Below are 15,817 nucleotides of genomic sequence, written 5' to 3' on the forward strand. Positions count from 1 at the left end.
CCCGCCACCAGGGCGCGAATTTCCTTCGCTACCGTGGCAAGGGAGCACTGTTCGGGTTAAGCGAGCGTGCGCAAACGACGCCAACCGAGCCGAAAAATCGATATTTTTGTTAATCTTACCAGAAGCTTACGCTGTCGCCGCGTAGGCTTTCTCACCCGGCCGCGGATCGCGGCGCTGGATCGGCTTGAAGACGCCGGTCCCAGTCATCAACGTCCGATCGCCCGACCAAACCCGCCCCCGCACCAGGAAAAGGTCTTCCTTGGCCTCGATCAGCTCGCTGCCGCCCTCGATCCATTCGCCAATATGGGCGCTGGAGAGGAAATCCACGGTCAGCCGCACCGTGACCCAATAGGACGATGTCTCAACCGAAACAATCTGTCCCCAGGCCATGTCGGCAAAACTCATGAGCATGCCGCCGTGGGCGTTCTTCATGCCATTGGTATGGCGCTCTTCGACGCGGAACCCCATCGTCGCCACGCCATCCACCACGCGTCGGTGCAAAGGGCCGATTTGGCCAACAAAGCCGCGGCGAAAGTCGAGGGCGACATAGCCCTCGGGGGCTTCAAGTGCTGCGGGAGGCGCGAGATCGTCTGACATGCGCCGGCTTATACAGGGCCGGCGCGCCGATCTCTATTCGAACGACAGATCGTCGTCGTTGACGTCGAATTCTTCCACGAAGGTTTCCTTCGGGGCCGCGGCGCCGGCGCTGCGCTTGCGCGGCATGCCGTTAACCATGTCGCTGCGCACATCGTAGCGTGCGGCGCGGATAGCCGGGTGGAAGCCGACATTGTGGAGCGCGATCATCACGTCCTGGCCGCGCTCGCGCCAATAGGCCTCGATTTTGGCTTTCAGGGCCACCGCGCCTTCGCGCGAGCAATAATCGGATGGCTCACGACCGCCGCCGCCCGTGCTGACCCATTCCTCGTTGGACTCGTCGTTAGCGAATTGAAAGGCGTTGGCATTCGTCACAATTGTTTCTCGCAGGCAGACAAAACTCTAGCTGCGGTAAAGATGACAAAATTCTGCGCACGCGAATATTACACAGAAGTCGTGGTCGAAGGCCTAGTACGCGGGGCGCCACCGGGGGCGCCATTACGGTATTTCTTTAGACCTATGCCCTGAGGTCTATGACCATTTTTCGCCTGCCCAACATTATGTTGGCGTGGTTTTCTCCGCGCAAATGGTTCGCAACAAGCCGTTCGTTCTAGTTCTCGAAGACGACCCTGTGTCGGCGGAAGCGCTGACATTGGTGCTCCAGGATTGGGGCGCCGAAGTCGCGCACGCGGCGCACGCCACCCACGTCGATGACGTCCTGGGCGAGCGCGCCGACGAGCTTCACTTCATTATCGCCGATTATGACTTAGGCGACGGTCCAAATGGCGTGGCCATCGCATCTGACCTCGTGTCCACAGCACGGCAAGCCCGCGTCCTCGTGCTCTCCGGCACCCTGCGCGCGCGCTCCGACATCGCCGCGCGTAATGCCGGTTTCGCCATGATGCAGAAGCCCGCCCGCGCCGATGCGATCGTCGCTTGGCTGGAGGGCGCGGAATAACTTGGTGCCGTGCGCCAGGGCGGTAACACTAGGGACAATGGCGGAATCACCCAGCGTCGATTCAAACAAGACGACGATCCGGGCCGAGTTCATCTTGGCCGCGGCCATCGCCGCTGTCTCGGTGCTGATCGTTGTTCTGGGCTCGCTCCTGCTCAGCGGCGCACGTCTGAACGCCAACGAATACGAAGTCGTCGCCATGGTGCGCGCCGTGCGCGCCGAAATCGCCGGCGCCGCACGCGGCCAGAGCGACGCCGAAGCGTTAGCCGCGCGCTTCATCGCCACCCGCAATCGCGCGCTGCTCGAGGACTACGAGCGCGCCAAAGAAGTCGCGCGCACGCGTCTGCGCAACGCCTTCGTGCTCGCAGGTGACGACACAGGCGTTCGCGAGAGCCTTACGCAAATGGAGAATCTCGTCGAGCGCAGGCTCAATATTCTCGACGCGGAAGTTGCCTCGCGCCCAGGCGCGATCTCGCACAGCCGACCAGAAGAGGACATCTACACGCAATTCCGCGTGCAGAGCGACGCGTTGCAGGTTTTGCTCAACGGCCGCATCGATGAGTCTCGCGTCGCCGAAGACCGCGCCCATCAGCGCCTCGATTTCATCACCATGATGCTGGGCCTGCTCTCGCTCGCAACATCTGGCCTCGCCATCCTCGCGTTGCGTCGCGAACGCACGCAATGGCGCCTCGCGCATGAAGCCGTCGAAGCCGCGCGTGCCAAAGCGCAGGAATCCGATCTGGCCAAGACGCGCTTCCTCGCTGTGGCCAGCCACGACATGCGCCAGCCCTTACACGCGCTGACACTCTATCTCAGCGCGCTCGAGCGCCGCGTCGAAGGCGCCGAGGCGCGCGATATTTTGCAAAAGATGGATCGCGCAACGCAATCCATGGTCGGCATGTTCGCCATGCTGCTCGATCTCGCACGCGTGCAAGCCGGCGTCGTACAGCCGGAAATCGGCGAAGTGCGCCTGCAAGAGGTGTTCGACCGCATCATGGCCGAACATCCTGGCGGCAAAGTCGATGCGGCGGCGACGCAAGCCATTGTCCGCACCGACGCCAAGCTGCTTGAGCGCGTTCTCGCCAATCTCGTCGCCAATGCGATGAAGCACGGCGGCGGCAAGGCGCACATCGAGGCGCGCGCCTTCGCGAGTTTCGTCGAAGTCGACGTCGCCGACGACGGTCCGGGCATCCCGATCGAAGATCAAGAACGCATCTTCGAAGAATTCGTCCGCCTCGATGGCCGCGCTGGCGCCGAGGGACTCGGCCTTGGGCTCGCCATCGTCAAGCGCATCGCCGATCTGCTTGGCATGCCTGTGCGCCTGATATCCGCGCCGGGCCGCGGCGCCCGCTTCATCCTGCGTGTGCCGCTCGTGGCCGCGAATGGCGGCGTCGCCCCGAGCATAGCTCACGGTGAAGTGACGCTGACGGGCGCCAACATCATCGTGATCGACGACGATCCGCTGGCGCGCGAAGCCATCGCCGGCGCATTGCGCGACATCGGCGCCGAGGTTGGCGCCGGCGGCAATGAAGCCGATCTGACCGCCCTGCTCGCGCAAGGCGCAGCGCCCGATCTGCTCGTCATGGATTTGCGCATCGACGGCCTCCTCCAAGGCATCGATATCGCCACACGCGCGCGCGCCAAGCTCGCGTCACCGCCGCGCGTGATTGTCGTCACTGGCGACACTGGCCCCGAGACCTTGGCCATGCTGCGCGCCTCCGGTTACGCGTGGTTGATCAAACCAGTGGACGCACAATCCCTCAGCGAAGCGGCGGCGGCGCAAGTCCGTGCAGCCTGATCGTCTCGATGCGCTCGGCCCGCGCCGCTCGCGTGCGGAATTCTTGCTCATGGGCGCGATCGCGCTCGTGGCGCTGCTCGTGTTCGCGGTTCTCGCCGAATTTGGCCAGCAGCGACACCTGCACCAACGTACGATCGAAACCGTCGCCATCTCGCGCAACATGCGCAGCGACACGTTGGCGATCATGCAGAGCCTGACGGACGTCAAAGCCGCGCGCTTGTTGCAGGAGACCTACAATTCAACAGATGTGCGCTTGCAAGCCGACGCCGCCGCCGCCGACGTGCGCGCACAGATCGAATTGTTGCAACAGCAGGCCGCGATCGACCCGGAACTCGAAGCCACGAGCGCCCGCATCGCGGCGTTGATCGAGGCCGACCTTTCGCCTCAACCCAATCTCCGCCCGGCCGAGATTGCTGTCCGCTCCACCAGCTTTCGCGCCGAATTGCGCACCGAAATCACGCGGCTTCTCACCCGCGCCAACGCCATCAACGACGCCGCCCGCGAGGAAGAGCGCAGATCACGCGAACGCCTCGACGCCACCACGATTGCGCTTGGCGTGCTCGCCCTTGTCGCAGCGGCTCTTGGCGCGCTGGCTGTCCGCGGCGAGCGCGCGCGCTGGCGTTTGGCGCGAGACGCCGCCGAGGCCGCCCGCGCCGCCGCCGCGGAAGCCGATGCCGCGAAGACCCGCTTTCTCGCCGTCGCCAGCCACGACATGCGCCAGCCGCTGCATGCGCTGACGCTTTATCTCACGGCTCTGGAGCGCCGCGTCGAAACGACCGAAGCGCGCGATATCCTTACGAAGATGGAACGCGCCACCCAATCCATGGTCGGCATGTTCGGAACCTTGCTCGACTTGGCGCGCGTGCAATCCGGCGCCATCACACCCGAATTCGCGCCGACACCGCTGCAGCCCATTATCGACCGCATTATCGCCGAACATCCCGGCCGCACAATCGAAGCGGCGCCGACAACGCTCAGCATCGAAACCGATGAGACATTGTTCGAGCGCGCGCTCTCCAATCTTGTCGTCAACGCCATGAAGCACGGCGGCGGCGCGGCGCGCATCGAGATCGCCACGTCCGGCCAAGCCGTCGACATCAGCGTCATCGACAACGGTCCTGGCATTGCCCGCGAAGACCAAGAGCGCATGTTCGAGGAATTCGTACGCCTCGAACGCAGCAAGGGCGACGGCCTAGGGCTTGGCCTCGCCATCGTGCGGCGCATCTCCAACTTGCTCAACATGCCGCTGCGTTTGGATTCGGCGCCCGGCCACGGCGCGCGCTTCACCCTGCGCGCACGCCGCGCCAACGGGGCCGCGACCCAAAACGGTGAAGTCGCTAGCCGCGGCGTGGCCGGCGCCAACGTCTTGCTGCTCGACGATGACATGCTCGCCCGTGAAGCAGTGGCCGGCACATTGCGTGATCTAGGCGCGATGGTTCAGGCCTGCGCCAACGAAGCGGAGATTAATCTCGCGCTGCAAACGGGCTTCCGCGCCGATTTGCTGGTGATGGATCTACGCATCGACGGCGCATTGCAGGGACTCGACATCACCCGCCGCGTGCGCGCGCGCTTCGATCCGCCGCCGCCCGCCATCATGATCACGGGCGATACCGACCCGGACACGCTCACACAATTGCGGGCCTCGGGCTTCGGCTGGCTGATCAAGCCGATCGACGCGGATGCGTTGAGCGCCCTAGCGTCAACGCAACTCGCGAACACGACTTAGTGTGATTTGAGTTTCGCGATCGCTTCAGCGCGCGTGCGCACGCCGAGCGCGCGATAGATCGCCGCCAAATGAATTTTCACCGTGCCTTCGGCGATATCGAGCGTGCGCGCGATCTCCTTGCTGGCCTGGCCCTTCAGCAGCTCGGTCAGCACCTCTTTCTGGCGCCCGGTCAGCTTGTCCTGACCAAACGCGCCAGAGTTCGGCTGCAGCGACGCCGCCGCACCATCCGGCTTTGCACCCTGCTCGCGCCGGCCAATCGATTGCGGCACATAAATCCGGCCATCGAGGATCGAGCGGATCGCAGCCGCGATCTCCGCCGACGGCAGCGATTTCGGAATGTAGCCGTGCACGCCCGCGCCGAGCGCCGCGAGGATGTCGCCGCGATCCTCCCAGGCCGAAACGACGGCGACCTTTGCATCCGGAAAGCCATCGCGCAGCGCCGACAGCGCCTCCACACCCGACATTCCGGGCATGCGCAAGTCCAAAAGCACGAGATCGCCGGCGCCATCGCTGGTCAGCATCTCCAGAGCCTGGTCGAGCGTCTCCGCCTCACGAACCTCGTCCGCGTCCAGCGTGTCGATCAGCAATTGCTTCAGACCGCTGCGGAACAGCTCGTGATCGTCAGCAACTAGAGCTCGAATCCCCATGCGCACCACTCGTTGTGCGGCCCCCGCCGCGACCTCCTGTCACCACAGACATTGCGCCGGATTCCCGCGGCGCTCAACAAAGAAGTTGTGCACGTACGCGCAACAGTTGCGCGCATTACGTCACGGGGACGCTGGCGATCCTGTCGCGGGCGTCGGTGCAGACGCTGACACTTGCGTCACCTCCGCGTCACGCACGTGGCGCAAGGTATCGATGCGCTCGCGCTCGATCATGAACAGTTCCAGCGAACGGCCCTCCAAGTTCCGACCATTAGCGACGCGCAAAGTCATCGGATTGACTTGGCGGCCGCGGTGCATGACCTCGTAGTGCAGGTGCGGCCCGGTCGAGCGGCCGGTATTGCCGACATACCCGATCACCTGCCCCTGCTGAACGCGTGCGCCCGCCCGCATACCGCGCGCGAAGCGCGACATATGCGCGTACGCCGTCTCGTAGCCGTTGGCGTGACGAATGCGCACGTAGTTTCCGTAAGAACTGAACGGCCCCGCGCGCACCACCGTGCCGTCGCCAGCCGCCAGGATCGGCGTACCGATCGGCGCGGCGAAATCCGTGCCGCGATGCAAGCGCGAATAGCCCAAGATCGGATGGCGGCGCATGCCGAAACCCGACGAGAGCCGCGCGCCGTTGATCGGCGTCTTCATCAGGAAGCGCCGCGCACTCCGGCCTTCCGGATCATACCAATCGGGGCGTGTGTCGCCTGGCGCGAGGAATTGATAGAAATCACGACGGCCACGGCGCGTCTCAAGACCAACGAACAAGAGTTCGCCGGTGCGCACCGTGTTGCCTTCGTCATCATAGAAACGCTCGAAAACGAGTTCGAAATTGTCACCGGGCTGCACGTCGCGCTGGAAGTCGACGTCATAGGCAAACGCATCCGCGAGTGCTGCAACTTCGCGATCCGTCGCGCCCAATTGCATCGCCGTGCCGTAGAGCGTGGTTTCAACCGGCGCTGCAATGCGCGCAATTTCAAACGTCAGCGGCATCAAAACTTCGCGGGCTTCAAAGCCACCCGCATTGGTGCGGTTCGCCGTCACCGACGCGCCAGGTTCCGAACGGAACGCAATGCCCGTCAAACGCGCATCGCCCGTGCGGCGATCGAAGAACAGACTGATCTCTTGGCCCGGCCGCAAACGGCGCGGATTGTAAACGTCGGCGATAGAGGCCAACGCCGCATTGACTTCCGACCGCGTGGCGCCCGCGCGCGTCAGCACGCTGGCCAGCGTCTCACCGCTGCCGACACGCACTTCGCGCGCTTCATGCGCAAGGTAAACCTCTGTAAACGCCAAATGCTCGGCGCGCCGCGCCGCTTCTTCACGAATGGCCGCATTTTCAGCCGCGCGCGCTTCGGACGCACCCGAAAACAGCCCCGCGTTCCAGGCAAGGCCCAGGCCCAGGATCGCCGCGCCCGCCATGACGGCATAGCCGGTGAAACCTTTACGAGCCTTCATTAGGCGCTGAGCGAATTCTGCTCTCAAACCTCTGCTCCACCCCCGGCCTGCCAAAAAACGCTCACCAAACAAGCGATTTCAGCATTTTGGTTATCTCGCCGGAAACCCAATTGGCGTCATTCCATTGCCTCAGGAATGCGCCAGTAAGGTAGTCAGACCCAGCAAGGACCAAGCCAAGCAAGGATATATGGCACATAGGTCTAACCAGGCCGTTGCGAGTCAAGACCAGGCGCTGCCAGAGCCCCCGGAAGATTCGCCGCCCCCACGCCGATTATTGATCGGTTGGGCCACAGCGCTGCTCGCGCTGGGGGTGAGCACCGCTTTGGTCGCCGCCGGCGTGTGGTTCGTGCGTATGCCGCTGGCGGAATTCATGATCGGGCAAGCCCTGTCCGAGCGTGGGACAGAGGCGGACTTACAGGTTGTTAATCTCGATTTGGAGCGGATCACGCTAAGCGAGTTCCGTATTGGCGCGGCTGACGCGCCAGATGTCGAAATCACCGAAATTGAAGCCCGCTGGGAATGGCGCGGGCTCATGCCGCGCCTACTGTCCGTACGCATTGTGCAGCCTCACGTGCGTCTGCGCCTCGATCAACAAGGCCACGTCTCGGCCGGCGCACTTGATCGCTTCGAAGCCGACAGCGGCCCCGCGCGCCGCCCTTCCATCCCGCGCCTCGCGCTCGAAATCATTGATGGCGCGGCCGAGATCGAAGCCCCCTTCGGCGCGCTCAACGCCACGTTTGAATCGAGTGGCACAATTGGCGAAGACTTCACCGCTGCGGCGCGCATCGCCGACACCACACAATCACAGGGCAATTACGCGCTGACGCGCGGCGCTGCTGAACTCGTCATTGTCTCGCGTGATGAGACTATCGCGTTCCGGCTGAACGCCGCGCTTTCGGATCTCACATGGGCCGACGCGCGCGCGCAGAACGTGTCGCTGCGCGCGCTTGGCCGCGCCCCGCTCGACCTGGCGCGCATCAACGTGGAAGGCGCCTGGCGTGCTGGCGCGTTGAACACCGATACATTCGCTGGCGAAACCCTCACCGGCGCGCTCAGCCTGCACAGCGCCATGCGCGACGACGCACTCGAGTTCGCGCAATGGAATGTGCAGACCGGCGCGACAGCTGCATCGCTGCGCGTCGACGCTAACGCACTCGCGCAAACCCGCCTCGATCTTCGCGCGGACGGAGACGGCCCAAGCGGCACGGCGCGCTGGACTGTGGTCGCTGACGGGCTCGACGCCTTCGGAATCGTTTCCAACGAGTCTGACCTCGCCGGCACACTCACCTTCGACATTGCAAACGAGATCACTTATGGCGGCGAAGCGCGCCTTCGCCTGCAACAAGCGCGTTTGAGCAACGATGCGCAGCAAGGCATTCGCGACGCCTTTCCCAATCTTGGCGGCTCGCCGCTCGGCCCGACCTTCGCCTCCGCCGAAGCCGCGCTCGATCGCGCCGTCGATGCGTTCACGTTCACCGCGCCGCTCACGATCAGCTCCGACGCCGGCAATCCGCGCTTCGTCATCGCAGCACCCATCGAAGCGCGCGCTGCAAGCGGCCTCAGTGCGCGTCTCGCATCGCTGCGCCAAGATGCACCGGCGCTCTTGTTGCAATGGCCCGGCCCCACGCTCAGCGGCGCCGTTGAACTTCAACTCAGCGGTGGCGGCGCACCCAATGCGGCGCTGTTGCTCGACACCATCACCTGGTCGCCCGAAGCGCCGTTCGAAGCCGACGGCACGCTTACGCTCGCGAATTGGCGTGCGGAGAACGCCAGCATCGCCGCGGAAGAAATCGGCATCACCATCGCCAGCGGGCAAGGCGGCGGCGGCAGCGTCGAACTGCGCGGCCCCGTCCAGATCACTGGCCCACTTGGCGACGGCGAAGTGCGCGAGCTTACGCCGAACCTCAATGTCACCATAGCTTGGGGCGATGGTTGGCGCGTGCTGCCGAGCAATGGCTGCTTGCCCACGCGCATGGGCGGGCTCGACGCCGCCGGCCTTTCCTTCGCCAATGGCGAATTCGCGCTCTGCGCGCTCAATGGCGCGCTGATTGCGGCCGACACCAACGGCAATCTCTCCGGCGGCTTCAGCATTCGCAGCCTCGCACTCAACGGCCGCATGGCTGGCGAAGCCGCGCAACCCGCACGCGTCACCGCCGGCAATGTCGTCGGCCGCTTCAGCGGGCGCACGGGCGACATGACACTGGCGCTCACCGCCAACAGCCCGCGCCTCACCATCGAAATGGCCGAAGACCGCACGCTGGCTTTGGTGATGGCGAGCCTCACCGCCAATGCCCACATCGCCGATAGCTGGCGCATGGAGGGCGAATTCGCCGAAGGCGTGCTTACCGATCCGGCGCTGCCCGGCACGCTCAGCACCATCGCCGGCGGCTGGAGCGCGGCGCCCGAGAACGACAAGCCCGTCATCCGCGTCGCCGCTGGTGAAGCTTTGCTCACGGCCAACGCGCCGCCGACGGAGAACGACCGCGCGCTGTTCAATCCGCTGCGCCTCGCCGACATGAACGCTGTTCTTGCCGACGGCCAGATCAATGCCCAGGGCGCCATCGTGCTCGACGCCAGCCGTCAACAACTCGCGCGCTTCGAAGCGCAGCACGATGTGGATCAGGGCGTCGGGGCGGCGCGCATCAATGCTGAGCGCATCAGCTTCGGCCCCTCGCTGCAGCCTTACGACATCACCGAGCAAGCGCGCGGCATGGTCGAGAGCGTGACCGGCGACGCTATTGTCACCGCCGATATCGATTGGACGCGCGACGCCATTGTCGGCGTCGGCCGTGCGAAACTTGAGAACGTCTCGCTCGCCACCGCCACGATCCCAGTCGTCAACGACGTCAATGGCGAAATCTATTTCGACGATCTTTTCACACTGACCACGCCGCCTGGCCAATTCCTCCGCGTCGGCCTGCTCAATCCGGGCGTCGCAGTGCGCAACGGCCGCGTACGCTTCCAATTGCTGCCCGAGCAACTGGTCGCCATCGAACAAGCCGAGTTCGATTTCGCCGCCGGCACGCTCGCGATGGCGCCCACACGCGTCACGTTAGGTTCTGAAGAGACGCGCTTTGAACTCACGCTCAGGGACGTCGACGCCACCGAACTCGTCACCGCGCTCAATGTCCCCGATCTGCAAGCCACCGGCCGCATCGAAGGCTCGTTCCCATTGCGCCTCACGCGCGTCAGCGCGTTCGTCGAAGGCGGCGTGCTGCGCGCAGCGCCCGGCGGCGGCGTCATCTCGTACACCGGCAATGCCGGCGACGCTGCGACTGGCCCGTCGAAGCTCGCCTTCGACGCGCTGCGCAGCTTCCGTTATGACGACCTAGGCCTCACGCTCGACGGCGATCTGAATGGCGATGTGATCTCCTCGATCACCTTCAGCGGACGCAATTCGGGCGAGCCGGTCGATCTCGGCGAAGTGGCGCCTATCCCCGGCCTCGGCCGCGTCACCGTGCGCGGCGTACCGTTCGACTTCAACGTCACCGTCACCGCGCCCTTCCGCCGCCTCGCGCAAACCGCCGCCTCAATCGCTGATCCGGGGTCGCTCATCCGGCAAGCCGAGGAGCAGGAAGAGGAACCCGCGCCACCAGAAGAGGTTGACCCGGGCGCCCCGGGAACCGATTAAAGCGCGGCTTCAGGGCTGGTTCAGCTGGCTCGCATTACGAAGCATCCAGGAGTTTCGAAGCATGAGAGCTCACCTGCGATCCGCTTTGCTTCCCGCGCTTGGCGCGGCGGTGCTCGCGGCCGGCTGCATACCTGTGCAGATCCAGGCGCCCGACGAGCCGATCGAAATCAATCTCAACGTCAATATCCGCCAGGAAGTGATCGTGCGCCTTGAGCGCGACGCGGCGGAATTGCTCGAGGAAAATTCAGGTCTGTTCGGAGGCACAACGCCATGATCCGCGCTTTCGCAACCGCCGCCCTGCTGATCGGCGCCTTGACTCTGGCCACGCCCGCTCTGGGCCAAGCCGGCGATCCGCTGCTGCAAGCGCGCACCCAAGGCCTGATCGGCGAACAAGCCGACGGCTATCTGGGCTTTGTGCCTGGCGCCGCGATCAGCGCCGATCTGCGCGGCCGCGTTGAGCAAAACAACATCCAGCGCCGCCAGCTCTACACACGCCGCGCCGCCGAACGCAGCGTCTCGGTCAACGAGATGGCCGCGGCCGTCGCCTGCGAAGTGTTTGAGCGCCGCATCGCAATGGGCGAACGCTATCGCGACGAAGCCGGCCAATGGCGCCAACGCACGGCGTCCACGCCTGTCGCGATGCCGAGCTTCTGCGGCAACTAAGCCGCAATCGCGCAAGCAAGATGGCTGGCGCACGCGCAAGCGTGCGCCCATATCTTTTGCATGAAAGTCTTCCTGCTCACGCTCTCGCTCGGCGGCATCCTGGCCGCATTGATGTTCGGCGTGTTGTCAGACTGGGACGCCTCCTACATGAGCGTGCACGGCTGGATCGCGTTAACCATCGGCACGGTTTTATCGCTCGCCGTTGGCGGAGGCTTAATGGCGCTCGTGTTTCACTCCGCGCGCCAAGGCTATGACGACCGCGTCGAGCTCGAGCTGGACGACGACAGGGACTAGACCGGCGCCATCGCCTTTATGGTCATCCTGAGCATAATCTGATACACAGGACCAAATGGCCCGCCCCTCCGCCGCCGACAGCTTCAAAAACCTCTACACGCACGGCTTCGTGCGCGTCGCCGCCTGCGCGCCCATCGTCGCGCCCGCCGATCCCGCCGCGAACGCGGAAGCCATCCTGAAATTCTGGCGCGAAGCGGATGCCGAAGGAGCCGCCATTCTGCTGACGCCGGAGCTCTCGCTCACCGGCTACGCGATCGACGATCTGCTGTTGCAGGATTCATTACTCAACGGCGTCGAAGCCGCACTCGCGAAACTGAAAGCCGAAAGCGAAAAGCTTTTCCCGATCCTGATCGTTGGCGCGCCAATTCGCCTGCGTGGCGCGCTCTATAATTGCGCGGTGCTGATCCATCGCGGCGAGATCATCGGCATCGTGCCGAAATCCTTCCTGCCGAACTATCGCGAATTCTACGAGAAGCGCTATTTCGGCGTAGCGCCCGATCGCCACGTCCATGCCATCGCCTTCCTCGACGGCGGCACGAATTTCGGCGCCAACCAAATCTTCTTTCACGCGGACAATCCCGATTTCACCTTCCACGTCGAAATCTGCGAAGATTTCTGGGCGCCGACGCCGCCCTCCAGCAAAGGCGCGCTCGCCGGCGCCAACATCCTCTTCAATCTGTCCGCGTCGAACATCACCATCGGCAAAGCAGAAGACCGCGCTGTACTGTGCGACAGCCAATCGCGCCGCGCCATCGCCGCCTACGTCTTCGCCGCGTCCGGCAACGGCGAAAGCACCACCGACCTCGCCTGGGACGGCCAGATCATCGCCTACGAGATGGGCGAAAAGATCGCCGAAGGCGAACGCTTCTCGCGCGATCCGAAGCTCGTCATCGCCGACATCGACGTCGGCCGCATCGCGCAAGAACGCATTCGCGTCGGCGCCTTCCGTGACGCTGCCGCGCGTCTGCGCGACGAGCTTTATCTGTGGTCACGCATCCGCTTTGAGCAAGAGCTGCCAAAAGGTGCGTTGCCACTAAAGCGCAAGCTCGATCGCCTACCCTTCGTGCCGGACGACCTCGCAAAGCGCGATCGCGATTGCTTCGAAGCCTACAACATCCAAGTCGCGGGCCTCGCCAAGCGCATTGAAGCGACGAACACCAAGCGCGTGGTTATCGGCGTCTCCGGTGGTCTCGATTCCACGCACGCGCTGATCGTCATCGCCCGCGCGTTCGATCTGCTCGGCCTGCCGCGCAAGAACATTGTTGGCGTCACCATGCCGGGTTTCGCGACGAGCGACGAAACCAAGCAAAGCGCGTGGGCGCTGATGAACGCGCTCGGTATCGACGCGCGCGAAGTCTCCATCGGACCGCTCGCACAGCGTATGCTCGAAGATCTCGATCACCCCGCCGCACGCGGCGAGCCGGTGTACGATGTCGCTTACGAGAACGTGCAAGCGGGCTTGCGCACCGACTACCTCTTCCGCCTCGCCAACAAGGAAGGCGGCTTCGTCGTCGGCACGGGCGATCTCTCCGAACTCGCGCTCGGCTGGTGCACCTACGGTGTCGGCGATCACATGAGTCATTACAACGTCAATGGCGGCGCGCCGAAGACGTTGATCCAATATCTGATCCGCTGGGTCGCCGACTCAAAACTCTTCGACGCCGCGGTTTCGAAGACTTTGATCGACGTGCTGAACACCGAGATCAGCCCCGAACTCATTCCGGGCGCCGCGCCCCAAAGCACGCAAGCCGTCGTCGGCCCGTATGAGCTGCAAGACTTCAATCTCTATTGGCTCACGCGCTACGGCCTCGCGCCCAGCAAAATCCTCTTCCTCGCCTGGAGCGCGTGGCGCGAGAAATACGATTACGCCACGCTGAAGAGCTGGCTCGAACTCTTCCTCAAGCGCTTCTTCGCCAACCAATACAAACGCTCCGCCGTGCCGAACGGGCCGAAGATCGTCTCCGGCGGCGCACTCTCGCCGCGCGGCGATTGGCGTGCGCCCAGCGACGCCGCCGCGACGACATGGCTCAACGAACTGCACGCCAACAGTCCCGACAAGCTGGACTAGCCTCCGCGCGCATGCTTGATCGCGACCATGCCGAAGCTTGAAGACCTGATCGAACTCGCGCTCGCCGCTGGCCGCGAGATCATGGCGGTGCGCGCCTCGGGCTTCGACACGCAAACCAAGCTCGACGGCTCCATCGTCACCATCGCCGATCAACGCGCCGAAGCGATCATCGAAGCGGGTCTGGCGAAACTTGCACTCGGCGTGCCGATGATTGGCGAAGAAGCCGTCGCTGACGGCCGCATCCCCGCATACGGCGCGCGTTTTTTCTGCGTCGATCCGCTCGACGGCACGCGCGGTTTCGCCAAAGGCGGCGACGAATTCACCGTCAACATCGCGCTGATCGAGAACACAGAAGCAGTCGTTGGCGTTGTCTATGCGCCCGCCACCGGCGAACTTTACGCGGGAGAACCCGGCCGCGCCGTCAAAGCCCAGTGCGATATCGCAACGGCCAAACTCAACACACCACTCACACCCATCGCCACGGCGCCGCGCCCCGCACAATGGCGCCTCGTCGCCTCCGAACAATCGGGCCGCAATAACCAGACCGAAGATTTTCGCGCCAGCCTCAACGCCGGCGCGCTCGTACACGCCAGCTCATCGATTAAATTCTGCCGCGTCGCTGAGGGCGCCGCCGATCTCTATCCCCGCTTCGGCAATGTCAGCGAATGGGACGCAGCCGCCGGCCACGCCGTGTTGAGCGCGGCAGGCGGCGGTATCATCCGCCTCGATGGCTCGCCCTTGCGCTACGGTACGAACCCTGGCGACTTCCTCGTGCACGGCTTCGTTGCGTATTCGGGCGACGACGCGAAAGCCGCGGCGCTCAACGCGCTCAAGCGCTGAGCTTCCCAATCAGCCGCCGCATAAACGCAGCGCCTTCTTCGACCTGCGCGATCTCGATCCATTCGTCCGGCTGATGCGCTTGCTCGATCGAGCCCGGCCCGCAAATTACCGCCGGCAAACCCGCGCGCTGAAACAGCCCCGCCTCCGCCGCATACGCGGCAGCTTGCGTATCGTTGTCGCCTGTCAGCGCCCGCGCTAGGGCTTCCGCTTCGCTGCCGAGATCAAGCTCCAATCCCGGCGTCCGCGAGCGGCGCGTGATCTTCACGCCGCCTTCCGGCGCGCGTTGCTTGATCTCCGCATCGAGCTTTTCGGCTTCGGCGAAGAAGCGCGCTTCGATCGCATCGGCGCTCGCCGCGTCACCCGTACGCAAATCCCAGATGAACTCGCAACGCCGCGCCAGAATATTCACCGCTGTACCGCCATCGACGCGGCCGATCGTCATCGTCGCTGGCGAGAAATGCGCATGGCGACGCCCCTTCGCCTCACGCGCCATCTGCTCAACGAGCGCCATCAGCTTCAGCGCTTCGCTTACGGCCGAGACGCCATGATCCGGCAAGCTCGAATGCGCCTCGCGCCCGATCACTTCGACGATGAAGGTGCGAATGCCTTTGTGGCCTGACACCACTCTCATCGATGTCGGCTCGCCCACAATCACGGCGGACGGCTTCGGCGTTTCGCGCACGATCTCGCCGATCATGCTCGGCGCACCGAGGCAGCCGATCTCTTCGTCATACGAAAACGCCAAGATCAGCGGCCGCTTCAATGGTGCGGCCAAAGCTTCATCCACGTGCGCCAACGCCAGCGCGACAAAGCTCTTCATATCCGCGACGCCGCGCCCATAGAGCTTGCCCTCGCGCTCCGTCAGCACCCACGGATCGCTTGACCACGGTTGCCCATCGACAGGCACAACATCCGTATGCCCGGAGAGCACGACACCGCCCTCCACCGCCGGCCCAACCAGCGCATAAAGATTGGCCTTCGTTCCCTCCGCATTCGCCACGCGCCGCGAGTCAACGCCCCGCGCGCGGAGAAAATCCTCGACCCATTCGATCAATTCCAAATTCGAATTGCGCGAAGTCGTATCGAACGCGATCAGTCGCGTCAGGATTTCGAGGGTCGAGGCGATCTCGCTCACGC

General features: G+C 64.2%; 14 protein-coding genes. 9 read left to right on the forward strand and 5 right to left on the reverse strand.

The window, feature by feature from the left end; genetic code table 11:
- Positions 1-126: 126 nt before the first annotated feature.
- Both EPJ54_RS09215 and EPJ54_RS20045 read right to left on the reverse strand, forming a co-directional pair.
- Positions 127-597 carry a PaaI family thioesterase gene (locus tag EPJ54_RS09215; protein WP_135211425.1) on the reverse strand — a complete coding sequence of 157 codons (471 nt, stop codon included), beginning with the start codon at positions 595-597 and terminating at the stop codon, positions 127-129.
- A gap of 33 nt (positions 598-630) precedes the next feature.
- Positions 631-969, reverse strand: coding sequence for a hypothetical protein (locus tag EPJ54_RS20045; protein ID WP_239590841.1), 339 nt, complete (start codon positions 967-969; stop codon positions 631-633).
- A gap of 211 nt (positions 970-1,180) precedes the next feature.
- Here EPJ54_RS20045 and EPJ54_RS09225 point away from each other — a divergent pair, with 211 nt between their 5' ends.
- The 3 genes from EPJ54_RS09225 to EPJ54_RS09235 are packed head-to-tail and all read left to right on the forward strand — an operon-like array spanning position 1,181 to position 5,073.
- Positions 1,181-1,552, forward strand: a complete 372-nt coding sequence (locus tag EPJ54_RS09225) for a response regulator (protein ID WP_135211426.1) — start codon at positions 1,181-1,183, stop codon at positions 1,550-1,552.
- Between the two features lie 37 nt (positions 1,553-1,589).
- Positions 1,590-3,347, forward strand: a complete 1,758-nt coding sequence (locus EPJ54_RS09230; protein ID WP_167755660.1) for an ATP-binding protein — start codon at positions 1,590-1,592, stop codon at positions 3,345-3,347.
- The gene (locus EPJ54_RS09235; protein WP_135211428.1) at positions 3,337-5,073 is read left to right on the forward strand and encodes an ATP-binding response regulator; all 1,737 of its coding nucleotides are present in this window, start codon (positions 3,337-3,339) and stop codon (positions 5,071-5,073) included. The genes EPJ54_RS09230 and EPJ54_RS09235 overlap by 11 nt, the downstream gene beginning before the upstream one ends.
- Here EPJ54_RS09235 and EPJ54_RS09240 read toward each other — a convergent pair.
- Positions 5,070-5,720 carry a response regulator gene (locus EPJ54_RS09240; protein ID WP_135211429.1) on the reverse strand — a complete coding sequence of 217 codons (651 nt, stop codon included), beginning with the start codon at positions 5,718-5,720 and terminating at the stop codon, positions 5,070-5,072. The genes EPJ54_RS09235 and EPJ54_RS09240 overlap by 4 nt on opposite strands.
- Before the next feature lie 120 nt (positions 5,721-5,840).
- Positions 5,841-7,184, reverse strand: coding sequence for a M23 family metallopeptidase (locus EPJ54_RS09245; protein ID WP_135211430.1), 1,344 nt, complete (start codon positions 7,182-7,184; stop codon positions 5,841-5,843).
- A 310-nt stretch (positions 7,185-7,494) separates the two neighbouring features.
- Here EPJ54_RS09245 and EPJ54_RS09250 point away from each other — a divergent pair, with 310 nt between their 5' ends.
- From EPJ54_RS09250 to EPJ54_RS09275, 6 genes are all read left to right on the forward strand, one after another.
- A complete protein-coding gene (locus EPJ54_RS09250; RefSeq protein WP_167755661.1) occupies positions 7,495-10,815 on the forward strand; it encodes an intermembrane phospholipid transport protein YdbH family protein in 3,321 nt (1,106 codons plus the stop codon).
- Positions 10,816-10,876: 61 nt separating this feature from the next.
- On the forward strand, positions 10,877-11,089 hold the full coding sequence (locus tag EPJ54_RS09255) for a YnbE family lipoprotein (RefSeq protein ID WP_135211432.1): 213 nt from the start codon (positions 10,877-10,879) through the stop codon (positions 11,087-11,089).
- Positions 11,086-11,478 (forward strand): YdbL family probable chaperone protein, encoded by a 393-nt coding sequence (locus tag EPJ54_RS09260; RefSeq protein ID WP_135211433.1) that lies wholly within the window; start codon positions 11,086-11,088, stop codon positions 11,476-11,478. Before EPJ54_RS09255 ends, EPJ54_RS09260 begins: the two co-directional genes overlap by 4 nt.
- A 60-nt stretch (positions 11,479-11,538) precedes the next feature.
- On the forward strand, positions 11,539-11,772 hold the full coding sequence (locus EPJ54_RS09265; protein ID WP_135211434.1) for a hypothetical protein: 234 nt from the start codon (positions 11,539-11,541) through the stop codon (positions 11,770-11,772).
- 55 nt (positions 11,773-11,827) lie between these two features.
- Positions 11,828-13,840 (forward strand): NAD(+) synthase, encoded by a 2,013-nt coding sequence (locus tag EPJ54_RS09270; RefSeq protein ID WP_135211435.1) that lies wholly within the window; start codon positions 11,828-11,830, stop codon positions 13,838-13,840.
- A gap of 27 nt (positions 13,841-13,867) precedes the next feature.
- Complete coding sequence (locus EPJ54_RS09275; protein ID WP_135211436.1) at positions 13,868-14,680, forward strand: 3'(2'),5'-bisphosphate nucleotidase CysQ family protein; 813 nt, start codon at positions 13,868-13,870, stop codon at positions 14,678-14,680.
- Here EPJ54_RS09275 and argE read toward each other — a convergent pair.
- Positions 14,670-15,815, reverse strand: coding sequence for an acetylornithine deacetylase (gene argE / locus EPJ54_RS09280; RefSeq protein ID WP_135211437.1), 1,146 nt, complete (start codon positions 15,813-15,815; stop codon positions 14,670-14,672). The two genes, EPJ54_RS09275 and argE, sit on opposite strands and share 11 nt — an antisense overlap.
- Positions 15,816-15,817 lie beyond the last annotated feature (2 nt).

Source organism: Vitreimonas flagellata (assembly GCF_004634425.1).
Taxonomy (GTDB): Bacteria; Pseudomonadota; Alphaproteobacteria; order Caulobacterales; family Aquidulcibacteraceae; genus Vitreimonas; species Vitreimonas flagellata.

Coding starts and splice junctions, on each gene's coding strand:
- EPJ54_RS09265 (WP_135211434.1), top strand. CDS start 11,539: ATGAAAGTCTTCCTGCTCACGCTCTCGCTCGGCGGCATCCTGGCCGCA.
- EPJ54_RS09240 (WP_135211429.1), bottom strand. CDS start 5,720: ATGGGGATTCGAGCTCTAGTTGCTGACGATCACGAGCTGTTCCGCAGC.
- EPJ54_RS09215 (WP_135211425.1), bottom strand. CDS start 597: ATGTCAGACGATCTCGCGCCTCCCGCAGCACTTGAAGCCCCCGAGGGC.
- EPJ54_RS09275 (WP_135211436.1), top strand. CDS start 13,868: ATGCCGAAGCTTGAAGACCTGATCGAACTCGCGCTCGCCGCTGGCCGC.
- EPJ54_RS09255 (WP_135211432.1), top strand. CDS start 10,877: ATGAGAGCTCACCTGCGATCCGCTTTGCTTCCCGCGCTTGGCGCGGCG.
- EPJ54_RS09230 (WP_167755660.1), top strand. CDS start 1,590: ATGGCGGAATCACCCAGCGTCGATTCAAACAAGACGACGATCCGGGCC.
- EPJ54_RS09245 (WP_135211430.1), bottom strand. CDS start 7,184: ATGAAGGCTCGTAAAGGTTTCACCGGCTATGCCGTCATGGCGGGCGCG.
- EPJ54_RS09270 (WP_135211435.1), top strand. CDS start 11,828: ATGGCCCGCCCCTCCGCCGCCGACAGCTTCAAAAACCTCTACACGCAC.
- EPJ54_RS09260 (WP_135211433.1), top strand. CDS start 11,086: ATGATCCGCGCTTTCGCAACCGCCGCCCTGCTGATCGGCGCCTTGACT.
- EPJ54_RS09225 (WP_135211426.1), top strand. CDS start 1,181: ATGGTTCGCAACAAGCCGTTCGTTCTAGTTCTCGAAGACGACCCTGTG.